Source organism: Micromonospora sp. NPDC003241 (assembly GCF_053589795.1).
The window spans coordinates 1-24,917 of record NZ_JBSFSO010000070.1 but is presented as its reverse complement, the minus strand read 5'-3'; the positions used below and the strand labels follow the sequence as shown (position 1 = coordinate 24,917).

At 72.9% G+C, this 24,917-nt stretch carries 20 protein-coding genes; 10 read left to right on the top strand and 10 right to left on the bottom strand.

Annotation, left to right across the window (positions count from 1 at the left end; translation table 11 throughout):
* Positions 1 to 489 precede the first annotated feature (489 nt).
* Positions 490 to 2,124 (bottom strand): glucose-6-phosphate isomerase, encoded by a 1,635-nt coding sequence (pgi, locus tag ACWDVW_RS31290; protein ID WP_449956206.1) that lies wholly within the window; start codon positions 2,122 to 2,124, stop codon positions 490 to 492.
* A 211-nt stretch (positions 2,125 to 2,335) separates the two neighbouring features.
* Here pgi and ACWDVW_RS31285 point away from each other — a divergent pair, with 211 nt between their 5' ends.
* Entirely contained in the window at positions 2,336 to 3,766 is a 1,431-nt protein-coding gene (locus tag ACWDVW_RS31285) for a glucose-6-phosphate dehydrogenase (RefSeq protein WP_449956204.1), read from the top strand.
* 208 nt (positions 3,767 to 3,974) lie between these two features.
* Positions 3,975 to 5,153, top strand: coding sequence for a sporulation protein (locus ACWDVW_RS31280; RefSeq protein ID WP_449956211.1), 1,179 nt, complete (start codon positions 3,975 to 3,977; stop codon positions 5,151 to 5,153).
* A 111-nt stretch (positions 5,154 to 5,264) separates the two neighbouring features.
* Here ACWDVW_RS31280 and ACWDVW_RS31275 read toward each other — a convergent pair whose 3' ends face one another.
* On the bottom strand, positions 5,265 to 5,828 hold the full coding sequence (locus ACWDVW_RS31275) for a GNAT family N-acetyltransferase (protein WP_449956201.1): 564 nt from the start codon (positions 5,826 to 5,828) through the stop codon (positions 5,265 to 5,267).
* Between the two features lie 132 nt (positions 5,829 to 5,960).
* Between ACWDVW_RS31275 and ACWDVW_RS31270 the strand changes: the two genes are divergently transcribed.
* Complete coding sequence (locus tag ACWDVW_RS31270; RefSeq protein ID WP_449956198.1) at positions 5,961 to 6,671, top strand: siderophore-interacting protein; 711 nt, start codon at positions 5,961 to 5,963, stop codon at positions 6,669 to 6,671.
* Positions 6,672 to 6,711: 40 nt separating this feature from the next.
* Here ACWDVW_RS31270 and ACWDVW_RS31265 read toward each other — a convergent pair whose 3' ends face one another.
* Both ACWDVW_RS31265 and ACWDVW_RS31260 read right to left on the bottom strand, forming a co-directional pair.
* Entirely contained in the window at positions 6,712 to 8,151 is a 1,440-nt protein-coding gene (locus tag ACWDVW_RS31265) for a cellulase family glycosylhydrolase (protein ID WP_449956195.1), read from the bottom strand.
* Positions 8,152 to 8,344: 193 nt separating this feature from the next.
* Positions 8,345 to 8,575 (bottom strand): hypothetical protein, encoded by a 231-nt coding sequence (locus ACWDVW_RS31260; protein WP_396748376.1) that lies wholly within the window; start codon positions 8,573 to 8,575, stop codon positions 8,345 to 8,347.
* Positions 8,576 to 9,009: 434 nt separating this feature from the next.
* On the opposite strand from ACWDVW_RS31260, the gene ACWDVW_RS31255 reads away from it, so the two are divergent.
* Complete coding sequence (locus ACWDVW_RS31255) at positions 9,010 to 10,029, top strand: hypothetical protein (RefSeq protein WP_449956192.1); 1,020 nt, start codon at positions 9,010 to 9,012, stop codon at positions 10,027 to 10,029.
* A 107-nt stretch (positions 10,030 to 10,136) separates the two neighbouring features.
* Here ACWDVW_RS31255 and ACWDVW_RS31250 read toward each other — a convergent pair whose 3' ends face one another.
* Genes ACWDVW_RS31250 through ACWDVW_RS31240 form a run of 3 tightly spaced genes read right to left on the bottom strand, consistent with a single transcriptional unit; the run spans position 10,137 to position 13,857 of the window.
* Positions 10,137 to 12,338, bottom strand: coding sequence for a xanthine dehydrogenase family protein molybdopterin-binding subunit (locus ACWDVW_RS31250; protein WP_449956189.1), 2,202 nt, complete (start codon positions 12,336 to 12,338; stop codon positions 10,137 to 10,139).
* Complete coding sequence (locus ACWDVW_RS31245) at positions 12,335 to 13,330, bottom strand: FAD binding domain-containing protein (protein WP_449956209.1); 996 nt, start codon at positions 13,328 to 13,330, stop codon at positions 12,335 to 12,337. The genes ACWDVW_RS31250 and ACWDVW_RS31245 overlap by 4 nt, the downstream gene beginning before the upstream one ends.
* A gap of 2 nt (positions 13,331 to 13,332) precedes the next feature.
* Complete coding sequence (locus ACWDVW_RS31240) at positions 13,333 to 13,857, bottom strand: (2Fe-2S)-binding protein (RefSeq protein WP_449956186.1); 525 nt, start codon at positions 13,855 to 13,857, stop codon at positions 13,333 to 13,335.
* A gap of 197 nt (positions 13,858 to 14,054) precedes the next feature.
* Here ACWDVW_RS31240 and ACWDVW_RS31235 point away from each other — a divergent pair, with 197 nt between their 5' ends.
* The 5 genes from ACWDVW_RS31235 (at position 14,055) to ACWDVW_RS31215 (ending at position 20,793) form a co-directional block, all read left to right on the top strand.
* Positions 14,055 to 14,432 carry an MmcQ/YjbR family DNA-binding protein gene (locus ACWDVW_RS31235; RefSeq protein WP_449956183.1) on the top strand — a complete coding sequence of 126 codons (378 nt, stop codon included), beginning with the start codon at positions 14,055 to 14,057 and terminating at the stop codon, positions 14,430 to 14,432.
* A gap of 175 nt (positions 14,433 to 14,607) precedes the next feature.
* Positions 14,608 to 15,024 carry a tetratricopeptide repeat protein gene (locus ACWDVW_RS31230; protein ID WP_449956180.1) on the top strand — a complete coding sequence of 139 codons (417 nt, stop codon included), beginning with the start codon at positions 14,608 to 14,610 and terminating at the stop codon, positions 15,022 to 15,024.
* Positions 15,021 to 17,705 carry a CHAT domain-containing protein gene (locus ACWDVW_RS31225; protein WP_449956177.1) on the top strand — a complete coding sequence of 895 codons (2,685 nt, stop codon included), beginning with the start codon at positions 15,021 to 15,023 and terminating at the stop codon, positions 17,703 to 17,705. The genes ACWDVW_RS31230 and ACWDVW_RS31225 overlap by 4 nt, the downstream gene beginning before the upstream one ends.
* A 13-nt stretch (positions 17,706 to 17,718) precedes the next feature.
* A complete protein-coding gene (locus tag ACWDVW_RS31220; protein WP_449956174.1) occupies positions 17,719 to 18,117 on the top strand; it encodes a hypothetical protein in 399 nt (132 codons plus the stop codon).
* Positions 18,118 to 18,204: 87 nt separating this feature from the next.
* A complete protein-coding gene (locus ACWDVW_RS31215; protein ID WP_449956171.1) occupies positions 18,205 to 20,793 on the top strand; it encodes an alkaline phosphatase family protein in 2,589 nt (862 codons plus the stop codon).
* Here the strand turns inward: ACWDVW_RS31215 and ACWDVW_RS31210 are convergent.
* On the bottom strand, positions 20,726 to 21,307 hold the full coding sequence (locus ACWDVW_RS31210) for a DedA family protein (RefSeq protein ID WP_449956168.1): 582 nt from the start codon (positions 21,305 to 21,307) through the stop codon (positions 20,726 to 20,728). The genes ACWDVW_RS31215 and ACWDVW_RS31210 overlap by 68 nt on opposite strands.
* Positions 21,304 to 22,065 carry an MBL fold metallo-hydrolase gene (locus ACWDVW_RS31205; protein WP_449956165.1) on the bottom strand — a complete coding sequence of 254 codons (762 nt, stop codon included), beginning with the start codon at positions 22,063 to 22,065 and terminating at the stop codon, positions 21,304 to 21,306. The genes ACWDVW_RS31210 and ACWDVW_RS31205 overlap by 4 nt, the downstream gene beginning before the upstream one ends.
* 405 nt (positions 22,066 to 22,470) lie before the next feature.
* Here ACWDVW_RS31205 and ACWDVW_RS31200 point away from each other — a divergent pair, with 405 nt between their 5' ends.
* On the top strand, positions 22,471 to 24,237 hold the full coding sequence (locus ACWDVW_RS31200; protein ID WP_449956162.1) for a family 43 glycosylhydrolase: 1,767 nt from the start codon (positions 22,471 to 22,473) through the stop codon (positions 24,235 to 24,237).
* Between the two features lie 124 nt (positions 24,238 to 24,361).
* Here the strand turns inward: ACWDVW_RS31200 and ACWDVW_RS31195 are convergent, their stop codons facing one another.
* Entirely contained in the window at positions 24,362 to 24,727 is a 366-nt protein-coding gene (locus tag ACWDVW_RS31195) for an MmcQ/YjbR family DNA-binding protein (RefSeq protein WP_396748396.1), read from the bottom strand.
* Positions 24,728 to 24,917: the final 190 nt, after the last annotated feature.

Here is a 24,917-nt window from a genome sequence, read left to right as displayed (position 1 = left end):
TCGTGGACAGCGGTAGACGGGACTGGTAGACAAGCGGCGAGCCCTCGGCCGGCGGGTTTTTGTGTGTCACGACCGAACACCCTGGCCGAGGGCTCGCCTGTATGTCATGCAGGCCACGCTGGTACTGGGCAAACGATCAACCCGAAGATCACCTCTTCGTGGACCTGCTCAAACACCCACCACCACCCCACCGTCAAGACCTACTGGCCAGCGGATTCAGGATGGAACTACTTCGGTGAAGTTGCTGCCTTGGAGGCAGCAACTTCGATGAAGTTGCGCGGATCTTGCGCCGGACGGCGCACGCGAGCGCGTGCCGTGCCGTGCCGGGGTGCCTGCCTGTGCCGCGCGTGCCCCGTGCCGGGTGCCCGCGTGCTGTCAGCTGCGGTTGCATTGATCAAGGGGTTTTGGTCGTGCGCGCGTGGGTGCCGTGACCAAAAGCCCTTGATCAACGCGTTGAGGCGAGGCAGGCCAGGGTGGGGGTGGGGGGCGTCAGGGGCGGTTGCGTTGGGTGCGGTAGCGGCGGATGAGGGCGGCGGTGGAGCTGTCCAGGGTGGTCAGGTCGGGCTCGTCGCCGGTCAGCAGGGGAGCGAGCTGGTTGGCCATCACCTTGCCCAGTTCTACGCCCCACTGGTCGAAGGGGTTGATGTCCCAGATCGCGCCCTCGGTGAGGACGATGTGCTCGTAGAGGGCGACCAGTTGGCCGAGCGTGGCGGGGGTGAGGCTGGGGGCCGTGATCGAGGTGGTGGGGTGGTTACCCGCCATCACCTTGTGCGGTACGAGTTCGGCCGGGATGCCCTCGGCGGCGACCTGCTCGGCGGTGCGGCCGAAGGCCAGCGCGGCGGTCTGGGCGAAGAAGTTCGACATGAACAGGTCGTGCATGTCGCCGATCTCGTGGTTGGGCTCGCTGAACCCGATGAAGTCGGCCGGTACCAGCCGGGTGCCCTGGTGCAGCAGCTGATAGAAGGCGTGCTGGCCGTTGGTGCCCGGCTCGCCCCAGAAGATCTCCCCGGTGTCGTACGACACGGGCTGCCCGTCGGTGCGGACCGACTTGCCGTTGCTCTCCATGGTGAGCTGTTGCAGGTAGGCCGGGAACCGGTGCAGGTACTGCGAGTAGGGCAGCACCGCGTGGGTCTGCGCGCCGAGGAAGTTGGCGTACCAGATGTTCAGCAGGCCGAGCAGCACCGGGGCGTTGCGGGCCGGTGGCGCGGTGCGGAAGTGCTCGTCCATGGCGTGGTAGCCGGCCAGCATCTCGTCGAAGCGCGCCGGGCCGATGGAGAGCATCACCGACAGGCCGACCGCCGACGGCAGCGAGTAGCGCCCGCCGACCCAGTCCCAGAAGCCGAACATGTTGGCCGGGTCGATGCCGAAGTCCGCCACCCGCTGGGCGTTGGTGCTGACCGCGACGAAGTGTCGGGCCACCGCCTCGTCGCCCGCGTCGAGCCCGGCCAGCAGCCAGCGTCGGGCCTGGTGGGCGTTGGCCAGGGTCTCCTGGGTGGAGAAGGTCTTGGAGACGATCACGAACAGCGTGCTGGCCGGATCCAGGTCGGCGGTGGTGTCGTGGATGTCGGTGGGGTCGATGTTCGACACGAACCGGCAGGAGATGCCGGCGTCGCGGTACGCCTTGAGCGCCTCGTACGCCATCACCGGTCCGAGGTCGGAGCCGCCGATGCCGATGTTGACCACGGTGCGGATCCGCTCACCGGTGTGCCCGCGCCACTGGCCGGACCGCACCTGGTCGGCGAAGTCGGCCATCCGCTGCCGGACGGCGTGTACGTCGGCCACCACGTCCTGACCGTCCACGGTCAGCGTGGCGTCGCGGGGCAGCCGCAGCGCGGTGTGCAGGACGGCCCGGTCCTCGGTGCCGTTGATGTGTGCTCCGGCGAACATCGCGGCGATGCGGCCGGTGAGCCCGACCCGCTCGGCCAGCGCGGTCAGCAGGGTCAGGGTCTCGTCGGTGACCAGGTTCTTGCTGTAGTCGACGTAGAGATCGGCCACCTCGACGGTCAACCGCTCGCCCCGGTCGGGATCACCGGCGAACAGGTCCCGCAGGTGCGTCGCGCGGATCTCGTCGGCGTGCTTGCGCAGGGCCTGCCACTCGTCGGTGGTGGTGACGTCCGCAGCCATCGGATCGATCGTCTCCTCGCAGGGTAGGCACGCCGGCGGCGTCGTCCGTCCGGCGGGATGGGACCAGCCTGCCACACGAAGATCGCCGCACCGGGTCGGACGCGGGCGGACCGGTCACGATCCGCGCGGGTCTCGATGCGCTGCGCGCACGGGCGACGGACGTCGGCGGGGTCGCTGCCCGGTCTCGGAGCGGACAGGGCAAGGTGGAGGCATGACGACGTCGGCACCGAAGACTCCCGCAGCCGCCTCCGCGACCTCCGCCACCCCTCGGCAGACGCTGCTGGTGCTGGGCGCCAGCGGTGATCTGACCGGCCGGCTGCTGCTGCCCGGGCTGGGCCGGTTGCTGGCCAGCGGCGCGGTGCCGAACCTGCGGCTGATCGGCAGCGGCATGGACGACTGGGACGACGAGCGCTGGCGTCGCCGGGTGGCCGACTCGTTCGCCAGCGTCGACGCGCAGGGGCCGGTGGAGACCGAGGTGCTCCGCGAGACCCGGTACGTGAGCGCCGACGTGACCCGCGAGGAGGACCTGCGGGGACTGCTCAGCGGCTGTGCCGGCCCGGTGGTGATCTTCTTCGCGCTGCCGCCGTTCGTGACCGCCCGGTCGGCCGCCGCGTTGGCCCGCATCGGCGTACCGCCGGGCACCCGGCTGATGTTGGAGAAGCCCTTCGGCGTCGACCGGATCTCGGCGCGCTCTCTCAACGAGCTGCTGGCCACCCTGGTGCCCGAGGACCAGGTGCACCGCATCGACCACTTCCTCGGCAAGTCCACCGTGCTGAACCTGCTCGGCCTGCGCTTCGCCAACCGGATCTTCGAGCCGGTGCTGAACAACACCCACGTGGCCTGCGTGGACATCGTCTTCGACGAGACCCTGGGGTTGGAGGGCCGGGCCGGCTACTACGACCGGGCGGGCGCACTGGTCGACATGGTGCAGAGCCACCTGCTCCAGGTGCTGGCCCTGCTCGGCATGGAGCCGCCGCCCACGCTGAGCGCGAAGGAACTGCGCGGGCGCAAGGCGCAGGTGCTGCGGGCCGTCCGGCTGTGGCAGGACGACCCGGTGGCGGCGAGCCGCCGGGCCCGGTACACGGCGGGCGACATCGACGGCCGCCACCTGCCGGCCTACGCGGCCGAGGAGGGGGTGGACCCGAGCCGGAACACCGAGACCCTCGCCGAGGTGGTGCTGGAGGTGGACACCTGGCGCTGGGCCGGGGTCCCGTTCCGGCTGCGCTCCGGCAAGGCCACCTCGGCGGTACGCAAGGAAGCCGTCATCACCTTCAAGCAGCCGGCCCGGGTGCCGGACGGCCTGACCGGGTACGAGGAGCCGGACCGGCTGCGGATCGGGTTCGGGCCGGACTGTCTCGGGCTGAACCTGAACATCAACGGTCCCGGCAACCCGTTCGACCTGGACCAGGTGCACCTGACGGCGGACTTCGGCCCCGGCGAGCTGCCCGCGTACGGCGAGGTGCTGCGCGGCGCGTTCGAGGGCGACCCGACGCTGTCGGTGCGCGGTGACGTGGCCGAGGAGTGCTGGCGCATCGTCGAGCCGGTGCTGGCCGCCTGGAAGGCGGGGAGCGTGCCGTTGCAGGAGTACGCGGCCGGTTCGGCCGGTCCGGACGACTCGCTGCTCGGCCCGGTACGCGGCTGACCAGGGCGACCGGCGGCTGCACCGCGTGAGGGATTCTCACTGATGGTGACAGTGTGATATCTCTCAGCTACTTTTCAGCCAGCGGTGCTAGCTTCCCGACTCAACGGGATCCATGATGGACGGCGCCGATTCCGTTGCGACACAACGGCTGAGGCGTAGAAGCTTCACGTCCGTGCCACGGTCGCGCCTGCTGTCGAGGGAGAAGCTCGTGGTGTTCAAGAAGATGCTGGGTGCCTTCGGGATCGGCGCGCCCAGCGTCGACACGGTCCTGTCCGACCCGGGCACCCGTCCCGGCTCGGTGCTGACCGGCCAGGTCAACCTGACCGGCGGCAACCAGGACGTGGACATCGACCAGGTCGTGCTGAGCCTGGTCACCCGGGTCGAGGTCGACGGCGCGGACGGCGACCACGACGCGACCGTGGAGTTCCACCGGGTGCCGGTCGCGGGCGCGCTGCGCCTCGCCGAGGGACAGCACCTGGTCCTGCCGTTCCAGATCCCGATGCCGTTGCAGACCCCGGTGACCGACGTGTACGGCCAGCGGCTGCCCGGCATGACCATGGGCCTGCGCACCGAGGTCGCCATCCGTGGCGCGGTCGACAAGGGCGACCTCGACCCGGTGTTCGTACACCCGCTGCCGGTGCAGGAGCGGATCCTCGAGGCGTTCGGTCGGCTGGGATTCCAGTTCAAGGGCGCCGACCTGGAGCACGGGCAGATCGCCGGGGCACACCAGACGCTGCCCTTCTATCAGGAGATCGAGTTCTTCGCCGCGCCGCAGTACGCCCACGAGGTCAACGAGGTCGAGCTGACCTTCCTCGCCGACGAGCAGGGCGTCGACATCGTGCTGGAGTTCGACCGGCGCGGTGGCCTGTTCACCGGTGGGCACGACTCCTATGGCCGCTACCGCGTGGCGCACGCCGACGCCGACCAGCGGGACTGGGCCGCCGAAGTCGACGGCTGGTTCCGCCAGGCGCTCGACCAGTACCGCACCCTGCACCCCGGCGCGGGCTTCGCCCAACCCGGCCCGCAGGGCTACGGCCAGCCCGGCTACGGCCAGCCCGGCTACGGCCAGCCCGGCTACGGCCAGCCCGGCTACGGCCAGCCCGGCTATGGCCAGCCCGGCTACGGCCAGCCCGGCTACGGCCAGCCCGGCTACGGGCAGCCGAGCTACGGTCAGCCCGGGTATGGGCAGCCGGTCGGCTACCCGCCGCAGCAGCCCACGTACGGGCACTACCAGGAGGAGCACCACGAGCGGCGCGGGCCGGGCATGGGCGCGGTCGCTGCCGGTGTGGTCGGCGGCGCGGCGCTCGGATTCGCCGGCGGCATGGTCGCCGAGGAGGTCTTCGATTCCTTCGGTGACGACGAGGGCGACGACGGCGGCGAGGAGTGAGCCGCTGATCCTCGTCGCCCCGTCGGCGTCACCACGAAGCGGGTGTCCACCCGCGACGGCCGCCCGGTCGCCAGGCTCCCCACTGGTGGCCGGGCGGTGTCGTGTGCCGGGTCAGTGCCAGGTCGGCACCGGTCGGTCCGCCTCGAACCGGGCCCGGGTGAGGAAGGCGAGCTGGGCGCGCTTGTCCGGCATGTCGATCTCCTCGGCCAGGGTGAACCCCTCGGCGAGCAGCCGGCGTCGGGCCGCGTCGTTGCGGACGTCGGGCTCGACGACGATGCGGTTCCGGGTCGGGTCGAGGAACAGGAATCGGGCCAGGGCGGCGCCGACCGGACCGGCCAGCGCGCGGGGCAGGCCGGGCGGCGGGGCGAGCAGCAGGTGCATCCCGATGTCGCCGGGCCGTACCGGGTAACGCTCGCCGACCGGGTCGGCCGCCGGCTGGTACGTCTGGAAGAGGCCGATCGGCACGTCGTCGAGCCGGATCAGGTACGCGTGATGGGTGGTCAGGGCGTCGACGAACTCGTAGATCTCGCGTACCTCGTCGAGGGTGTGCGAACCCATGCCCCAGAACACCGCGCGGGGCTGGGTGACCCAGCCGTGCAGGAGTTCCGCGTCGACCATCGGGTCGACCGTGGTCAGGCTGAGGGTGCCGAGGTCGGCGATCTTCTCCTGGTACATGCTGCCTCGCTTCGGATGGGCAGGGTGGGTGGCCACGTCGTGCGGTCGGAGAGCCCGCGCCGGTGTGCCTCGCCAAGATCGGCGAGTTAGGTTAACCTAACCTAACTTTGCGGACGGTAGCAGGAGGCACGGGTGAAACGGAACTGGGAGTCGCTGGTCCTCAAGGCGATGGGAGGGCGGAACTTCCGACTGACCGTCCTGGACTCCGCGCCGGTGAACGAGCGGTACCAGCGCCTGCTGGTCGACGGTGGCGGGCTGCTCCAGGAGTGCGAGGTCCACCCGACGATGTGGATCCGGCTCTGGTTCGACAACGGCGGGCGGGCGCACCAGCGCGCGTACACGCTTGTCGACCCGGACCCGGAGACCGGCCGCTTCCATCTGGAGTTCGCGCTGCACGACGGCGTCGCCGCCCGCTGGGCCGGCGCGGCCCGGCCCGGCGACACCATCGAGGCCACCGTGCACGGCACCGGTTTCGCCCTGCCCGACCCGGCGCCCCGGCACCTGTATCTGGTCGGGGACGCGGCCTCGCTGCCGGCGGTGAACAGCCTGCTGGACAGCGCGCGGGACATCCCGGCGACGGTCTGGATCGAGTACGCCCACGAGGACGAGAAGGAGTTGGCCGCCCGCGCCCGCGCGCACCACGAGGTGGTGTGGGTGCCGCGCCGCGACGACGGGCGGCACCTGGTCGACACCGTCCGCGACGGGATGCCGGCCAGCGACGGCGGCTACTACTGGGTGGCCTGCGAGGCGGCCGCCACCCGCAGCATCGTCAAGCACATCCGGCGCGGACTCGGCGTGGGCCGCCAGCAGTTGACCGGGGTGGGCTACTGGAACGCCCGGTGAGCGGCGGCCCCGGCGGATCTGCGCCGGGGCCGCCGTCGGGTCAGCTCGTCGGGAAGTTGTCCGGGGTCCGGATGCGCTCGCGCATGAACGCGCCCGAGGTGGTGAGCACGGACGTACCCGTGTAGTTGCTGCCGTTGCAGGTGCCCGGCCGCAACGCGGCGCTGCCCTCGGCCTTGTCGGAGAACGTCCAGTTGGCGTACCCGATCTTGAGTCGGTCGAGCAGGTCCAGCCATTGGGTGCTGCTGGCCAGGTCGGCGGCGCCGTCACCGGTGTAGTCCACGGTGCCGAACTCGGTGACGAACAACGGCAGCCGGGCGGCGGCCCGCTCGACCTCGGCCCGGTAGTTGTCCCGGTGCGACGCGGCGTAGAAGTGGAACGCGTACATGACGTTGCTCGCGTTCACCGGGTTGTTGACGATCTCGGTGTGGTTGGCGCCCTCCGAGACGCCCAGCGAGGACCAGCCCCGGGTGCCCACGATGACCACCGCGTCCGGGTCGTTGGCGCGGATGACCGGGATGACCTGGTCGGCGTAGTTCTTGATGGTCGACCAGCTCACCCCGTTGGGCTCGTTGGTGATCTCGTAGATCACGTTGTTCTTCGACGCGTGCCGCGCGGACACCGCCGCGAAGAAGGTCTTGGCGCGCTGAAGGTTGTGCATCGGGTCGCCGGGCGTGAGCGTGTGGAAGTCGATCATCGCGTACATGCCCCGCTCGGTGGCCTCCTCGACCAGGGCGTTGACCCGGTTGGTGAAGCCGGCCGGGTCGGTCTCGTACCCGTCCTCCTGCACGTACATGGCGATCCGGAACAGGTCGGCCCGCCAGTCGGTGGCGAGCGCGTCCAACGAGGCGTCGTTGTAGCAGTTGCCGAACCACTGGAGGCCGTGGCTGCTCATGCCGCGCAACTGGATCGGCCGGCCGTACTGGTTGCAGAGGTTGACCCCGCAGACCCGCAACTGCCCGTTGATCGCCACCGGGGTCTGCCCGCCGGGCGGCGGAGTGGTCGGTGGCGGCGTGGTCGGCGGGGGAGTGGTGGGCGGCGGTGTGGTGGGCGTGGTCGAGCCGGTGCAGACCGTGCCGTTGAGGGTGAACGAGGTCGGCGCCGGATTCGCGCCGGTGAAGGTGCCGTTGAAGCCGATGGTGGTGCTGGCGCGGGTGGCCAGCGATCCGTTCCAGCTCAGGCTCCGCGCGGTGACCTCGCTGCCGCTCTGGCTCCAGGTGGCCGACCAGCCCTCGGCGAGGCGCTGGCCGCCGTCGGGGAAGCGGAAACCGAGCGTCCAGCCGTTGACCGCGTCGCCGACGTTGGTGATCGTCACGCTGGCGGTGAACCCGCCGGACCAACTGTTCGTCGTGTAGGCGACCGAGCAGCCGGGAGCGGCCATCGCGGCGGTCGTGGGCAGGGCGGCCAGCATGCCGAGGGTCAGCGCGCCGACGGCGCCGGCCGCGACCAGGAGGCGCCGGGTGCGGCGCGGAGGATGCTTCATGGGAACCGTCGCAATCTGGGCGTGGTGGGGTAGGCCCTCCGACGAGAAAGGACGGAGGCCCGGGAGCGCTCCCACGGGAGCCTACGATGGTCGGAAACACCGGCGCAACATTTAGCGCCATCGAAGCGATGCGGACGCGGCGACGCCCCGGGAGCGTCTCCCGGGGCGTCGCCGTGCACGGTCGCGCGCTGCGTCAGAGCTCGCCCGCGGCGCGTCGCCGGTCGGCCTCGGCGTCGGCGGCGCCGACCGGGGTCGGGTCGGTGTCCCGCTGCGCTCCGGTCAGGTCGATGTCGGCGCCGGCCCGGGCCGCGTCGGCCGCCGCGTCGTCCGCGCCGACCACCTCGCCGGCCTCCGGGTCGCCGTCGTTGCGTACGAGATCGCCGGCCGCGGCGAACGCGATCGGCGTGTAGCGGGGCTCGGTCATGTCGTCCTCCTCGTCGCCGGTGTGCTGCTCTGATACCCGGCAGCGGCACGGCCCACACCGCCGCGTGCGTCCACCCCGGACCGTGCGGGGCCGGAGCGGACTTTCGGCGGGTGCTCGACCCGGAGAACCCTTTCCTGAACGCACGCTCAGTAGCGATGTGGAGTTCGTCGATATCCCGGATCGTTGCCGGATCGTTGCATCCGCTTGTCGTATGGCAAAGATCACGCTGAGTGCCTAGGATGGCTCGATTTTCGGTGGCACCAGGCCGAAGGTCGGCGTACCGCAGCACAGTGGATACCCAGAGTGAGTGTTTCCGGAGTGTGGCGCGTCCACCCCACGGGACCGTGGCACAGGTGTGCCACCAGGATTTGCGCTGCTCACTACCCTGATCCTGATCATCGGTAGTGAGCCTCTCGACTTGACAAGGGTTTCAGATGAGCGACAGCCACTCTCCGTACGGAGGGCAGCCGGACCCGAACGCCGCCCCGTGGGGTACCCCGCCCGGTTCCCCGGTCGGTCCGCCGCCGATGCCGTCCGGCAGTCCGGCGGGCTACCCGATGCCGCCGGGTTCTCCGACCAGCGGGCCCGGTGCCCCGGGATACCCCACCAGCGGGCCCGGTGCTCCCGGGTACCCCACGAGCGGCTCCGGTGCCCCCGGGTACCCGTCGTCGCCGTACGGCGCGCCCACGCCCCCGCCTCCTCCGCCCTACGCCGTCCAGCCGCAGAAGTCCGGCGGTAACCGGGGCGTCTGGCTCGGTCTGGGCATTGGTGCCGCCGTCATGGCGGTGCTGGTCGCCTGTGGCAGCACCATCGGCTACTTCGTGCTGGGCGACGACGACGAGCCCTCGCAGGTCGCCACCAGCGGCAGCCCGTCGCCGGGCGGTGACACCGAGGGCGGCGAAGGCCCGGAGCCCTCGCCGACGCCGGCCGAGCCGGACAACGACGGCGGCAACGGCAACAACAACGCCGTCACGGCCCGCAACTCCAGCGACTTCAACGCCGTCTGCGACGGCAACCCGGTGCTGAACGCCGCGCCGTACACCTCCGCCAAGGGCGCCAAGGTCTACACCTTCGCCAACAACCCGGACCGCCCCGGTTCCTGGCTGAGCAAGTCGGTCGGCTTCAACAAGCCGTACTACGCCCGGACCTCCGACTGGGCGACCGTCTCGGTCGTCGGCTGCCTCACCTTCGTGCAGGGCAGCGAGGGCGAGCCGCGCAAGTGCCAGTACAAGGACCGCGACGACAAGCAGGTCACGGTCGACTACATCTCGTCCCGCTACACGCTGACCTTCCACAACGCCCAGACCGGCGAGAAGCTCGGCGACGGCGGTCGGATCAACGCCCCGGCCGGGCGCTGCCCGAGCTTCATCTCCTACAACCGGGAGACCCTGAAGTCGTACGCCCAGCCGGACAACGGCGCCATCGAGCTGGCGCTGGACAAGTTCACCTCCTGAGCGCAGGCGCCTGACCGGCGGGGGTGGGACCGAGAGGTCCCGCCCCCGCCGTCGTCGTACCGGCCGGTGCGGTGGGTCCGGCGAGGCAGGTCAGCGGAGGAGGCGGGTCAGAGGAGCTGGTCGAGGGTGATCGGCAGCGACCGGATCCGGGTGCCGGTGGCGTGGTAGACGCCGTTGGCGATCGCGGCGGCGATCCCCGGCAGGCCGACCTCGCCGATGCCCTTGGTGCCGATCGGGGTGGCCCGGTCCGGACCGCCGACGAAGACCACGTCCACCTCGCCGATGTCGGCGTTCACCGGGATCAGGTAGTCGCCGAGGGTGGCGTTGGCGATGCGGCCGGTGTCCGGATCGGTGACGGTCTCCTCCAGCAGCGCCTGCCCGATGCCGCCGACGGTGGCGCCGACGATCTGGCTGCGGGCGAGCTTCTCGTTGAGGATCCGCCCGCCGTCGACCACGGAGACCACCCGGGGCACCCGCACGAGTCCCAGGTCCGGGTCGACGTGCACCTCGACGAACTTGGCCGCGAACGCCCCGGCCGGGGCCATCCCGATCTGCTGCGGGTCGGGCGGGGCGCTCGCGCCGTCGGCGGTCAGCTCGTCGAGGCCGTGCCGGTCCAGGATCGCGGCGAAGCTCTCGCCCCGGCGCGCGTCGGCCCGATGGTGCAGCCGACCGCCGTTGACCATCACGTCGTCCATCGCGCAGCCGTGCAGCGGTGACTGGGTGTCGGTGGTGACCAGGTCGAGCACCGCGCGGACCAGCGCCTGGCAGGCCGCGTACACGGCGTTGCCCAGGGCGCCGGTCAGCCCGGAACCGCCGGCCTGCGGCGCCGGGGGCATCTGCGAGTCGCCGAGGTCGAAGCGGACCTGGTCCAGCCGCAGCCCGAGCAGTTCGGCGGAGAGCTGTCGCATCACCGTGTACGTCCCGGTGCCGATGTCGGTGGCGGCGCTGCGGACGAAGGCGGTGCCGTCCCGGCTGACCGTGGCGCGGGCCCGGCAGGGCACCTGCCACCACGGGTAGCTGACCCCGGCCACGCCGAAGCCGACCCGCCACCGGCCGTCCCGCATCGCGCCGGCCCGGGGATCGCGGCGGGACCAGCCGAACCGCCGTGCCCCGACCGCGTAGCAGTCCCGCAGCGCCCTGCTCGACCACGGCAGCCCGGACTCCGGGTGGACCTCGGCGTCGTTGCGCAGCCGCAGCTCCAGCGGGTCCATCCCGAGCCGGTAGGAGAGCTCGTCGAGCGCCGATTCCAGGGCGAAGTTCGCCTGCGCCTCGCCGGGCGCACGCATCGACCCCGGGCAGGGGATGTGTCGCCGTCGCTGCCGGTCGCGGGCGGTCACGTTCGGGCAGGCGTACGCGGTCGCGCCGGCCACCGCGACCGGCTCGGTGTTCTCGTCGGCCACCGCCACGGTCTGCGTCGCCTCGTGGTCGATCGCGACGATCGTGCCGTCGCGCCGGGCGCCGATCCGGAGCCGCTGGACGGTGTCCGGCCGGTGCCCGACGCCGGTGAACATCTCCGGCCGGGTGAGCGTCAGCGTCACCGGTCGCCCCACCGTACGCGCGGCGAGCACCGCCAGCAGCACGTGCGGCCACACCCGCAGTCCCGCGCCGAAGCCGCCGCCGACGTACTTCGCGTAGACCCGTACCGCCTCCTCCGGCAGCCCGAACACGGCGGCGACGGTGGCCCGGGTGTTCGAGGTCCACTGGGTGGAGTCGTGCACGGTGACCGTGTCGCCCTCCCAGACCGCCACCGTGGTGAACAGGCCCAGCGGGTTGTTCGTGTTCTCCGCGGTGCGGTAGGTCGCCTCGTGCACCACGTCGGCGGCGGCGAGCGCGGCGGCGGCGTCGCCGCGGGTGACGTCGGTGCCGAACGGGTCGTCGCGCAGCTCGGTGTCGTCGAGGGCCGCCGTCGGCTCGGCGCTGCGGTAGGAGACGGCGACGGCGCGGGCCGCCGCGGCGGCCTGCTGCCGGGTCTGCGCCACCACGACGGCCACGTACTGCCCGTGGTACCGGATCAGGTCGTCCTGCATCGGCGGCGGTGGTGTGGGCCCGATGGGCGTGGTGGGTCCGGCGGCCAGCCGTGCCGCGTCGCGATGGGTGATCACCGCCAGGACTCCGGGCACCGCCTCGGCGGCGGTGGTGTCGAGGGCCTCGATCCGCCCGTGCGCGACGGTGCTGCGGACCAGCGCCGCGTACGCCATGCCGGGGTAGCTGACGTCGGACGGGTACGCCGCCGCGCCCGCGACCTTGCGCGGACCCTCCACCCGGTCGACGCCGGCACCCACCACGGTCACCGGTTCGGTCATCGTCATGGCAGGTCACCCACGATGTCGGTCAGGGCGCGGACGACGGTGCGCCGGGCCAGCTCGGGCTTGAACGCGGTGCCGGGCACGGTGAACGCGTCCCGCAGCTCCGCCTCGGCGGCGGCCCGGTAGGTCTCGGGCGTCGCGGGCGCGCCGGTGAGCACGCGTTCGGCCGCGCGGGCCCGCCAGGGGATGGTGCCGACGCCGCCGAGACCGATCCGCGCCTCGGTGACCGTGCCGTCGGTGACGGTGACGGCGGCGGCGACCGAGACGAGCGCGAACTCGTAGGAGGCGCGGTCGCGGACCTTCAGGTAGCCGGAGCGTACGGCCTCCGGCGGCAGCGGCACCTCGACCGCGGTGATCAGGTCGCCGTGGCGCAGCACGGTCTCGACGTCCGGTCGCTCGCCCGGCAGGAGATAGAAGTCGGTCAGCGGGACCGTCCGTTCGCCGTCGGTGCCCCGGATGTGCACCACGGCGTCCAGCGCGACCAGCGGTACGCAGAGGTCGGAGGCGTGCAGCGCGATGCAGCTCTCCCCGGCGCCGAGGACGGCGTGCATCCGGGCCCCGGCGCCGGTGATCGCGGCGCAGCCGGACGAAGGGTGCCGCTTGTTGCACTCGGGCACGGTCGGGTCGCGGAAGTAGCGGCAGCGGGTGCGCTGCAACAGGTTCCCGCCGATGGTGGCCATGTTGCGGAGCTGGGTCGACGCCCCGGCCAGCAGCGCGGTCCGCACCAGCGGCAGACGTACCGCCACCGTCGGGTCGGCGGCCATCTCCTCCATGGTGGTCAGCGCGCCGACCCGCAGCGCCCGGCCGTCGGTGGTCACCCCGCGCAGCGGCAGCCGGGTGATGTCCACGACCCGGTCCGGGTCCAGGATGCCGTCCTTGAGCATCAGGTCGACCTGGGTGGTGCCCCCGGCGAGGTACTGGGCGGCGGGTCGCTCGCTCACCAGCGTCACCGCCGCGCCGACGTCCTCCGGCCGCAGGTACTCGAACTCGCGCACGGTCAACCGACCCCCTGGCCGGCGACCTCGCGGATCGCGGCGACGATGTTCGGGTACGCGCCACAGCGGCACAGGTTGCCGCTCATGAACTCCCGGATCTCGTCGTCGGAGGCGGCCCGCCGCTCCCGCAGCAGCGCGACGGCCGACATGATCTGTCCCGGGGTGCAGAAACCGCACTGGAAGGCGTCGTGCCGGACGAACGCCTCCTGCATCGGGTGCGGGCGTCCGCCGTCGGCGAGTCCCTCGACCGTGGTTACCTCCCGGCCGTCGCACTGCGCCGCGAGGGTCAGGCAGGACAGCACCCGCCGACCGTCCACCAGCACCGTGCACGCCCCGCAGGCGCCCTGGTCACAGCCCTTCTTGGTGCCGACCAGGCCGATCTCGTCGCGGAGCGCGTCGAGCAGCGTGACCCGGGCGTCGAGCCGCAGGTGGTGAGCGGTGCCGTTGACGGTCAGGGCCGCCTCGGTGGCGGTCGGCCCGGTCGGCCCAGTCGGGGCGGGCGGGGTGCCGCCGTCGTCTCGGTCCATCTGCGCCCTCCCGGTGCCGTCGTCGACAGGCGTACCTGAGGGATTATCGGCGCTTTTAGCTGCTTGTGGGGCGAATCGGCCGAGCCGAGCCGCCGGGATGTCCGACCCGGCGACTAGCCTGTCGCCGTGCCGCGACCACGCGGGCGGAGGAGGTCCGGAATGGCTGACGCGGGCGACGATGATTGACGCGGACGACGATGGCTGACGCGGACGACGTCCGTCGGTTGGCGCTCGCGCTGCCGCACGTGGTCGAGAACGACAGCGACGGCTTCGACTTCCGGGTGGCCGACAAGGGGTTCGTCTGGTCCTACCCCGAGCGGCTGCCCGGCAGGCCGCGCGTGATCCGCACCGACGTGGCCGTGCTCTACGTCGGGGACGAGGCCGAGAAGCAGGCCCTGCTGCTCGGCGAGCCCGACCTCTTCTTCACCACCCCCGGCTACGACGGACTGCCCCTGGTCATGCTGCGCCTGGTGGCGGTGGGGCTGGATCGCCTCGCCGAGCTGGTCACCGACGCCTGGCGGATGCGCGCGCCGGAGTCGCTCGCCGCCGACCTCGACGAGGCAGCCGCCCGCTGACCCGCCGCTGCCGATGACCCCCGCTGCCCCGTGACCCGCCGCTGTCCGGTGGCCTCCGCCGCCCGGTGACGAGCCGTCGACCGGGCCGGCCCGGCGACGTGGCGCGGCGAGTGTCGGGTTTCCTCCTCGGGGACTGCGTCGCGCGCGGGAGCGGTGACAGACTGGACGACAGTCGATGTCCCGGGGGTACGCGATGTTCGGTCGTTGGCGCAAGCGGAAGGCATCACCGTCGAGTGCGCGACGACCGGCGGGTGAGGCGCGACCAGCGGGTGCCGGCGGACCGGGCTTCACCGTCACCCCGCTGCCCACCGAGACGGCGGCCCGGCAGGCCGCCCAGGGCGGGTCACCGGAGGACATGAACCGTCTCGGGATCACCCTCAAGCTCGCCGGCCGGACGGACGAGGCCGCCGAGTGGTTCCGCAAGGCCGCCGAGGCCGGCAGCACCGACGGGAAGGCCAACCTGGCCCTCTATCTGATGGGACAGGGCCGTAACCAGGAGGCCGCCGAGTGGTTCCGCCGCATCGGCGACCCACTGGGTGAGGCGTTCGCACGCCGGCTGTCGTCGGAGCCCGACACTCCGCCCGACCGGTGACCGGCATCCCCGACGCCTGGGGGACACCGCAGTACCACCTGCTGGTCAGCGCCTGCGGGCAGGCCGAGGCGCACCACGACGCGTACGAGCGCGGCGGGTCGTTGCCGGACCTGGAGTTCGCCCTCGCCGTCTTCACCGAGGTGCTCAAGGTCGCCCGGAACGTCGACATCCGCAGCACCGCCGCCAACGGTCTCGGGACGGCCCGCTGGTCCCGCTACGAACGCTTCGGTGACCTGGCCGACCTGGACGCGGCGATCGGGCTGTTCCGCGACGCGCTGGCGATGTACCCGAACGAGCGCACCCCCGCCACGCCCTCCTTCCACGCCAACCTCGGTGGCGTGCTGCGGCTGCGCTGGCGGCGTACCGGCGTCGAGGCGGACCTGGTCGAGTCGGTGGCCCAGGCCCGTGCGGCGCTGGCCGAGACCGTGCCCACCAATCCGCGTCGCGCGGGCCGGCTGACCAACCTCGCCGACGGGCTGCTCGCCCTGTCGCTGCGCTACGACGACTCGTCCGCCCTCGCCGAGGCGGTCGAGGTGTCCCGCGAGGCGGTGGCGGTGGCCGGACCCGGTGACGACCTCGCCGGGATGCTCTCCAACCTCGCCGAGATCCTGCGACTGCGGTACCGCGCGACGAACGGCCGGGAGCGGGCCCTGCTGGACGAGGCGGTCGAGCGGGGCCGCGAGGCGGTGGTGGCGGCCGGTGACCGGCACCCGCTGCGGGCGCGGTTCGGGTCGAACCTCGCGCTCGTGCTGGTCGACCGGTACGCCGCCGGGCGGCACCCGGCCGACCTGGCCGAGGCGGGCCGCCTCGCCGAGCACGCCGTGCGGGCCACCCCCGAGGGGCACCCCAACCGGGCCGAACGGATGCTCGTGCTCGCCAACATCCGGCGGGCGGAGGTGACCCGGCTCGCGGCCGAGGTGCCCCGCCCTCGGGAGGCCCGCCGGATGGCCCGGGCCGCCCGGGACGCGGCGGCGGCCGTGCCGGACGGGCACTACCTGCGCGCCGACGCCCTGCTCAGCGAGGCCGCCGCGTTGACGGTCTGGGCGGTCAGCGGCGAGCCGAAGGCGTACCGGGAGGCGATCACCATCCTGCGGCGGGTCGCACGGGACCCGACCGCACCGGTCCGCGTACGCGTCGAGGCCGCCCGGCGGTGGGCCAACGCCGTCCTCGCCAGCAGCCGGGGACACGACCTCGCCGAAGCCCGGCAGGCGTACCACCTCGCGGTCGATCTGCTGCCCCGGACCGCGCCGAGGCGGGTCACGCACGCCGACCGGGAGCGGCATCTGGGCGCCTTCGTCGGTCTGGCCCGGGACGCCGCCGCCTGCGCCGTCTCCGCCGGTGACCCGCTCGACGCGCTGCGGCTGCTGGAACACGGCCGGGGGGTGCTGCTCGGGCACGCCCTGGACACCCGGACCGAGCTGACCGAGCTGCGGCGGCGGCGCGCCGACCTGGCGGACCGCTTCGAGGCCCTGCGGAGCGCGTTCGACCGACCGGAAGGGATCGGCTTCAGTTCCCGGCCCGACGATCTGACGCTGCCCGGTGAGGACCGGCACGCGCTGGCCCGGGACTGGGACGCGCTGCTGGACGAGATCCGGGGCGTCGACGGTCTCGGCGGGTTCCTGCGTCCACCCCCGGTCGACGACCTGCTCGCCGAGATCGCCCGGCGCGGTCCCGTCGTGGTGCTCAACATCAGTGGGCTGCGGTGCGACGCCCTGGTGCTCGCCGGGGGCCGGGTCCGGGTGGTGCCGCTGCGGCTGAGCCTCGACGAGGTGGTCGACCGGGCTCGGCGGCTGCGCGCGGCCGTCGCCCGCAGTACGAGTCCTAGCCTGCCCGCCCAGCTCCGCGCGGAGGCCCGGGCCACGGTCGCCGCAACGCTGGTCTGGCTCTGGGACACCGTCGCCGCACCGGTGCTCGACGCGCTCGCCCCGCCGCCCGGCTCCCGGGTGTGGTGGGTGCCGACCGGGCCGCTGACCAGCCTTCCGCTGCACGCCGCCGGACCGGCGGAGGGACCGGGCGTGCTGGACCGGGTGGTCTCCTCGTACGCGCCGACGGTGCGCAGTCTGGTCACCGCCTGGCGGTCCCGCCCGGTGGCCCGGACGGCCGCGCCGCTGGTGGTGGCCCTGCCACAGACGCCCGGACTGGGCGACCTGCCGAACGTGCCGGCCGAGGTGCGGATGCTGACCACCCGGTATCCGGCGAGCCGGGTGCTCCTCGGTGAGCGGGCGATCCGGCGGTCCGTGCTCGACGCGCTGCCCCGGCACCCGTGGCTGCACTTCGCCGGCCACGCCGTCAGTGCCGCCGACGGGAGCGCGGACGGGCACCTCGTCCTGCACGACCACGCCGTCGCCCCGCTGACCGTCGCCGACATCGCCCGGCTGAGGCTGACCGGTGCCGAGATCGCCTACCTGTCGGCGTGCGACACCGGGGTCTCGCACGAGGACCTGGACGACGAGGCCCTGCACGTCGCCGGTGCCTGCCACATCGCCGGGTTCCGGCACGTGGTCGGCACCGCCTGGGCGATCGACGACGCCGTCGCCCCCGGCGTCGCGGCCGACTTCTACGCCCGGCTCGACGGGGTCGACGACGCCGCGTCGGCCCTGCACCAGGCGGTGCGTACGCTGCGCGCCGCGCAACCGCACCGGCCCACGCTCTGGGCACCCTTCCTGCACGTCGGTCCGTGACACGATGGTCGATGTGACCGAACCCCGCTACGACACCGAACGTGGTGCCACCGAACTCCTCGTCGGTGCGCTGGCCGGCTCCGCCCTGCTGCCGTTCGTGCAGGCGCTGGCGACGAAGGCGGGGGAGGACGTCTACCAGATGATCCGGGACAGGCTGTCCCGCCGGGCCCGCCGCGAGGTGCAGGACGAGATCCGCGCCGAGGGCACCGTCACGCTCACCGCCCCCGGCGCGCGGGTGGTGCTGCGGCTGCCGGAACGGGTCACGCCCGAGATGGCGCTGCGGTTGGAGAACCTGCACCTGCCGCCGTACCGACCCGGCTGGTTGCTGCTGTCGTGGGACGCCACCCAGCGCCGCTGGGTCACCACCGGCCTGTCCGGGCCGCCGGAGACCGCCACCAGTCTCGACCCCTGACCGTCCCGCGCGGCACGGCCGCTCCACCGTCCGGGAACCCGGGTCCGGCTTTTCGATCTTGTTGGTGCCGTGTGACATGGTGGCGGCATGGAACCGCAGGTGGATGCCGAGCGCCGCGCTCTGCCCGAACCCGTCCGGGTCGCCCTGCGGGTGCTGCGCGACTACCGGCCGACCTTCGCCCGGGTACGCGCCCTGGTGCGCAGCATGGCGACCTCGTTCCTGGTGCTCAGCGCGACGTTCTGGCTGCTGCCCGGCGTCACCATCAGCGGCCTGGTCGGGCTGCTCTGGCTGGTCGCCCTGGTCACCGGCGTCGGGGCGGTGCTGCGTCCGGTGCTGCTGGCCCTGGCCACCGCGCTCGGTGGGCTCGGTGCGCTGGCCATCGGCGTGGGCGTCCAGGCCGTGGTGATGTACGTGGCGCTGCAACTGGCCCCCGAGGCGCACGTCGCCGGGTTCGCCGTCGCGTTCGCCGCCGCCTGGCTGGCCGTGGCGCTGGCCGCCGCCGTCAACTGGCTCGCCGACGCGGGCACCGACGACACCTTCGTCAGCGAGATGCTGCGGCTGATGAGCCGGATCCGGCGCTCCACCGACCGTGGTGGCCCCCGCTGGAGGCGCTGGCGTCGCAGCGGCCCGCCCCGGCGCGACGCGGCCGGCGACGCCCCACCCGAGGGCCTGCTCGTGGTCCAGCTCGACGGGGTGGCCGCGCCGGTCGTGCAGTGGGCGGTGCGCGCCGGCAACCTGCCCACCATGGGCCGCTGGCTGCGGTCGCGCAGTCACCGGATGACCCGCTGGCACACCGGGCTGCCGGCCACCACCCCCGCCGCCCAGGCCGGTCTGCTGCACGGCGAGTTCGGTCGGGTACCGGCCTACCGCTGGTACGAGAAGGCGCCGCCCGGCCCCGACGGGAGCGCGCCGGCCGGGCGACTCGTGGTGACCAGCCGTCCCCGCGACGCGGCCGAGGTCGAGCGGCGACTGTCCACCGGCCGGGGGCTGCTGCGCGACGGTGGGGTGAGCATCAGCACCGCCTTCTCCGGCGACGCCCCCACCACCCTGTTGACGGTCAGCCGCGCCGGCCTGCCCGGCCGCTCCACGGCCGGCTACGCGGCGTTCATGACCAGCCCGTACGGCTTCGCCCGGACGGTGGTGCTCGGTGCCGGGCAGGTGCTGCGGGAACTGCACGCCGCCCGGCGGCGACGGGTGCGCGGCGTCCAGCCCCGGGCCGACCGGGGCGGCTCGTACCTGGCGCTGCGTCCGCTGGCCAGCCTGCACAACGACCTCAACGTGTCGCTGATCGCCGAGCAGATGGCCCGGGGCGCGCCGGTCATCTTCTGCGACTTCGTCGACTACGACGAGGTGGCCCACCACGCCGGCCCGGCCCGGCCGGAGGCGATGGCCGCGCTGGAGTCACTCGATCACACGCTCGGCATCCTGCAACGGCTGGCCGCCGAGGCGGGGCGGCGCTACCACATCGTGGTGCTCAGCGACCACGGCCAGAGCCAGGGCGCCACGTTCCGCCAGCGGTACGGCGAGTCCCTGACCCAGGTGGTGTCCCGGCTGGTGACACCGGGTGCGGCCGAACCCGTGCCGGCGCCGCGCCGCCGCCCACGCGGGCCGGGTCGGGACGCGGCGCTCGCCGGTGGCGAGCACGAGACCACCCGCAACGCCGAGGAGCGCGCCCGGGTGGACGCGCTGCTCAGCGAGGTGTCCGGCCGCAGCGGGGTGACCGCCACCGCGACCCGGATGGCGGTCCGGGCCCGGCCGGAGGCGGCGCGTGGCCCCCACCCGTCGCCGGAGCCGGACCGGGCGCACGAGCGGGCCGCCGCGTCGGGGCGTACCGAACCGGAGACCGTGGTGGTGGCCTCCGGCAACCTGGCGATGGTCTATCTGACCCGGCATCCGGGGCGGCTCACCCGTGACCGGATCGACGAGGTGGCGCCGGGGCTGGTGGCGGGCCTGGCCGCGCATCCCGGCGTCGGGGTGGTCGTCGTCGACTCGGCCGCCGGAGCGCTGGCGGTGGGGCGCTCGGGCACGCACCGGCTGCGCGACGGGCACGTCGAGGGCGACGACCCGCTGCTGCCGTACGGGCCGAGGGCCCGACACGACCTGCTGCGGCACCAGGGCATGGACCACGTCGGTGACCTGGTCCTGATCAGTTCCGTGGATCCCGGCCTGGAGGAGGTGACCGCCTTCGAGGAGCTGGTCGGCAGCCACGGCGGGTTGGGCGGCTGGCAGAACGACGCGCTGCTCGTGCATCCCGCCGACTGGCCGCAGGAGGGCGAGCTGGTCGGCCCGGACGCGGTGCACCGCCAGTTGCTCGACTGGCTGTTCCGGCTCGGCCTGCGCAGCCCCGACGAGCCCGGTGACCCGGCGGACGGCCCCGACGCGGCGAAGGGCCCCGACGCGGCGGACGGCCCCGACGCGGCGAAGGGCCCCGACGTGGCGGACGGGCCCGACGCGGCGGACGGGCCCTATGCGGCGAACGGGACCGGCGCAGCCGACGGGTCCGACCTGGCGACCCGGTCCGAGGCGGTGGACGGCGCGGCCCCGGCGACGCGGCCCGGTCCGGCGGTGCCCGGGACGGATCCGGGGGAGGCGGGACGGCGGATACCGGTCATGGCGTCGCCGGTGGATGGACCGGCTCGGGCCGGCGTCGCCCCAGCCGGCTCAACACCTGAGTGACCAGCAGGACCAGCACGATCGCGGCGAGCACGCTCTGCCACGGCTCGGGGAAGATGGCCCGGCCGAGCACGCCGATCATGGCGTAGACGACCGACCAGAGCAGGGTGGCCGGCAGGTTGGCCACGGCGAACCGTCGCCACGTCATCCCGGCCATCGCCGCGGCCAGCAGCACCGGCAACCGGCCGCCGGGCACGAGCCGGGACACCAGCAGCATCGGGACGCCGCCCTCGCGGACCCGCGCCGACAGCCGGTCCAGCCGCTGTGGCCCACGCAGCCAGCGCAGCCGCCGGGCGATGCGTTCGCCGCCCCAGCCGAGCACCGCGAAGACCACCAGGTCGCCGAGGTACGCGCCGAGCGCCCCGGCGAGCACGACCAGGAGCACGGTCACCGGGTCCTGGTGGGCGGCGAGGGCGGCGGCACCGCTGACCGCCGCACCGGTGGGCACCACCGGGACGACCGCGCCGAACATCACCACCAGCGTGAGCCACGCCAGCGTGCCGAGGGTCGCCGTCATGTGCCGGGCACGGTGAGGGATTCACCCGGCTGCAGGACGCGTACCCGGGTGTCGGGGGAGATCCGTTTCGCGTACCGGGCGAAGTCGTCGCCCGGCCCGAAGAACCGGTCCGGCCGGACCCGGTCGCACCCCACTGGCCAGAAGGTGCCGTAGTGGATCGGCACCGCCCACGCCGCCGCCACCCGCCGCGCCGTCTCGGCCGCGCCCTGCGGGTCGAGGTGGCCCGGGCCGAGCGTGGGTCCCCACCCGCCGACCGGGATCAGCGCCAGGTCGAGTGGGCCGAGCGAGTCCATCTCGGCGAAGAAGCCGGTGTCCCCGGCGAACCAGGTGCGCGCCCGGCCCTCGACCAGGTAGCCGACGGCCGGTGCCCGATGGCGTGACCAGGGGCCGCGCCCGGCGGGATGGGCGGCGGGCACCGCCGTGACGGTGACCTCGCCGACCGTGGTCGCCTCGCCGGGCGTCAGCTCGGTGTACCGGTCGGCGGTGGCGCCCAGGGCCCGCCGCACCAGCGGCGCGGCCCCGGCCGGCAGCACCAGCCGGGTGTCCGGGGGCAGCCGGCGCAGCGACGCGAGGTCCAGGTGGTCGGCGTGCAGGTGCGAGACGAGTACGGCGTCCGGTGCGGCCGTCAACCGGGGGGTGGGCCCGCGTCGTCGCCGCAGGTGGGCGAGCCGGTCGCGGAGCAGCGGATCGGTGAGCAGTCGGGTGCCGGAGTCCTCGATCCACACGGTGCTGTGACCGTGCCAGGTCAGCTCGACCACACCGTCACCCACACCGCCGTCGACACGCCTGCCACCGTAACGGGTGCCGGTCGGCGGCCCCTCGGCGGCCGTGGCGCCAGGCCGTGCCGGACCCATCCCCGGCGTGACCAGGAATAGATGGTCATCCTTGTCTGTGTGATCGCTCACATGTTAGCGTTCTCATCGGTGGTGATGGTGAGCACGCGCTCTGCGGCTTCCCGGCAGGCGGCCGAGGCGTGGATGTTGTCGCTAACACCGCCTCGGTCACGGTCGACCGGCACTGCTCGTCCCCGCCGTTCCCGTCCCCGTACGGCTGGTCCGGCGAGCGCGCCACCACCCCTACAGGAGTCCGTTGTGAGCTTCGTGTCCGCGCTGCCGCGCAGCGTCAGAGCCAGACGTGGGATCGCCTGGCTGACGATTCCGTTGATGTTGGTGACCTTCTTCGCCGCTCCGGCGAAGGCGGACAACCCGCTCGTGCAACACGTCTACACGGCCGACCCGGCGCCGCTGGTGCACAACGGCCGGGTCTACCTCTACACCGGACGCGACGAGGACGGCTCGACCTACTTCACCATGCGGGAGTGGCGGGTCTTCTCCTCGGCTGACATGGTGAACTGGACCGACCACGGCGTCCCGATGAACCTGGGCACGTTCGCCTGGGCCGACGCCAACGCCTGGGCCGGGCACGTCATCGCCCGCAACGGCCAGTTCTACTGGTATGTGCCGGTGCGGCAGCGCTCGAACGGGCAGATGGTGATCGGCGTCGGCGTCTCCAGCTCGCCGACCGGGCCGTTCCGCGACGCGCTCGGCCGGCCGCTGACCGGCAACGGTGAGATCGATCCGCACGCCTTCATCGACGACAACGGTCAGGCGTACCTGTACTGGGGCAACCCGAACCTGTGGTACGTCCGGCTGAACTCGGACATGATCTCGTTCTCCGGCAGCCCGACGCAGATCCCGCTCACCACGGCGGGCTTCGGCACCCGGACCGGCAACGCGAGCCGGCCCACCCTCTATGAGGAGGGGCCGTGGGTCTACAAGCGCAACGGCGTCTACTACAACATCTTCGCCGCCGAGTGCTGCTCGGAGTTCATCGCCTACTCCACCGCGCCCGGTCCGACCGGACCGTGGACCTATCGGGGCACGGTCATGCCGAGGCAGGGCAGCAGCTTCACCAACCACCCCGGCATCATCGACTTCGCCGGGAACTCGTACTTCTTCTATCACAACGGCGCGCTGCCGGGCGGTGGCGGCTTCACCCGGTCGGTGGCGGTGGAGCGGTTCAGCTACAACGCCGACGGCTCGATCCCGACGATGAACATGACCACCGCGGGGCCACCTCAGGTGGGCACGCTCAACCCGTACGTCACGCAGGAGGCCGAGACCATCGACTGGGCCAACGGCATCGAGACCGAGCCCTCCAGTGAGGGCGGGATGAACGTGGCCTTCATCAGCAACGGCGACTGGATCCGGGTCAAGGGCGTCGCCTTCGGCACCGGCGCCTCGTCCTTCACCGCGCGGGTGGCCTCGGCGGCCAGCGGCGGCAACATCGAGCTGCGGCTGGACAGCAGCACCGGCCCGCTGGTCGGCACCTGTGCGGTGCCCGGCACCGGCGGCTGGCAGAACTGGACGAACACCACCTGCAACGTCAGCGGCGCCACCGGCACCCGCGACCTGTACCTGCGCTTCACCGGCGGCAGCGGCAACCTGTTCAACTTCAACAACTGGCGGTTCACCGGCGGCACCGGTAGCAGCAACCTGGTGACCAACGGCGACATGGAGAGCGGCACGACCGGCTGGACGGTCTTCGGCGCCGGCACGCTGGCGTCGAACACCAGCGTGGTCCGAGGCGGCACGCGGTCGCTGCTGCACTCGGGGCGTACCGCGTCGTGGAACGGTCCCAGCCAGGACATGACGTCGAAGCTTACCAACGGCCGCACGTACACCACGACGCTCTGGGTACGGTCGCAGAGCGGCACCCCGTCGGTACGCCCCACCCTGGCGGTGACCGCCAACGGCACCACGAACTACGTGCAGCTCACCCCGGCGGCGACGGCGAACGCGAACGGTTGGACCCAGCTCACCGGCACCGCCACGGTGTCGTGGAGCGGCAGCCTCACCGGCGCCCGCCTCTACGTCGAGACGGCGGCCGGCACCGACGGCCTGTACCTGGACGACGTGTCGTTCCAGTGAGCCGACGCACCGTGGGCCCGGCCGGCGGCCGGGCCCACGGTCGTGCCGGTCAACGGGCGTCGAGCCGGAGCCTCTCAACGGGCGTGGAGCCGGAGCCTCTCAACGGGCGTGGAGCCGGAGCCTCTCAGCGGGCGTCGAGCTGGGCGAGCAGCGTCTTGGGTGCCACCACCCGGTACCCGTCCTCGACGACCTCGGCGAGTTCGGTCTCGTCCACGCCGGTGTCGAGGCGTACGCCCACCCAGCCCCGATGCCCCACATAGGGCGGACGGAAGTAGGTCTGCGGGGCGGACGCGATCAGCTCCTCGGCCGAGCCCGGTGGCGCGGCGCACCACAGGTGCGGGAAGTCGTTCTGGTGATGGCCGTCCGGCCACACCTGGGCGAAGGACTTCTTGCCTCGGATGAACCAGGCCGGCGTGCCGTGGCTCGGGCGTTCGGTGACCTCGGGCAGGTCCAGGCACACCCGCCGGATGGTCGCCACCAAGTCGGTCATCGATCCACCGTACGGCACCCGGACGCCACGCCCGGCGAACGCCTCGCCGCCGTCGCCAGCGGACCGGCGGCGGGCGGCGGGAGGGGTGTGCGTGTAAGGAGGGGTCCCCTGCTATCGCCTCGTGCATAGCAGGGGACCCCGCCGTACACCGCAGGCCCGGGGGCGAGGCGGGGCGGGGGGGGGGTTGGGG

Bases quoted from the DNA above. Each gene is read 5' to 3' on its own strand.
- pgi (WP_449956206.1), bottom strand. From the start codon at position 2,124: ATGGCTGCGGACGTCACCACCACCGACGAGTGGCAGGCCCTGCGCAAG.
- ACWDVW_RS31285 (WP_449956204.1), top strand. From the start codon at position 2,336: ATGACGACGTCGGCACCGAAGACTCCCGCAGCCGCCTCCGCGACCTCC.
- ACWDVW_RS31275 (WP_449956201.1), bottom strand. From the start codon at position 5,828: ATGTACCAGGAGAAGATCGCCGACCTCGGCACCCTCAGCCTGACCACG.
- ACWDVW_RS31265 (WP_449956195.1), bottom strand. From the start codon at position 8,151: ATGAAGCATCCTCCGCGCCGCACCCGGCGCCTCCTGGTCGCGGCCGGC.
- ACWDVW_RS31260 (WP_396748376.1), bottom strand. From the start codon at position 8,575: ATGACCGAGCCCCGCTACACGCCGATCGCGTTCGCCGCGGCCGGCGAT.
- ACWDVW_RS31255 (WP_449956192.1), top strand. From the start codon at position 9,010: ATGAGCGACAGCCACTCTCCGTACGGAGGGCAGCCGGACCCGAACGCC.
- ACWDVW_RS31250 (WP_449956189.1), bottom strand. From the start codon at position 12,338: ATGACGATGACCGAACCGGTGACCGTGGTGGGTGCCGGCGTCGACCGG.
- ACWDVW_RS31240 (WP_449956186.1), bottom strand. From the start codon at position 13,857: ATGGACCGAGACGACGGCGGCACCCCGCCCGCCCCGACTGGGCCGACC.
- ACWDVW_RS31235 (WP_449956183.1), top strand. From the start codon at position 14,055: ATGGCTGACGCGGACGACGTCCGTCGGTTGGCGCTCGCGCTGCCGCAC.
- ACWDVW_RS31230 (WP_449956180.1), top strand. From the start codon at position 14,608: ATGTCCCGGGGGTACGCGATGTTCGGTCGTTGGCGCAAGCGGAAGGCA.
- ACWDVW_RS31215 (WP_449956171.1), top strand. From the start codon at position 18,205: ATGGAACCGCAGGTGGATGCCGAGCGCCGCGCTCTGCCCGAACCCGTC.
- ACWDVW_RS31210 (WP_449956168.1), bottom strand. From the start codon at position 21,307: ATGACGGCGACCCTCGGCACGCTGGCGTGGCTCACGCTGGTGGTGATG.
- ACWDVW_RS31200 (WP_449956162.1), top strand. From the start codon at position 22,471: ATGTTGGTGACCTTCTTCGCCGCTCCGGCGAAGGCGGACAACCCGCTC.
- ACWDVW_RS31195 (WP_396748396.1), bottom strand. From the start codon at position 24,727: ATGACCGACTTGGTGGCGACCATCCGGCGGGTGTGCCTGGACCTGCCC.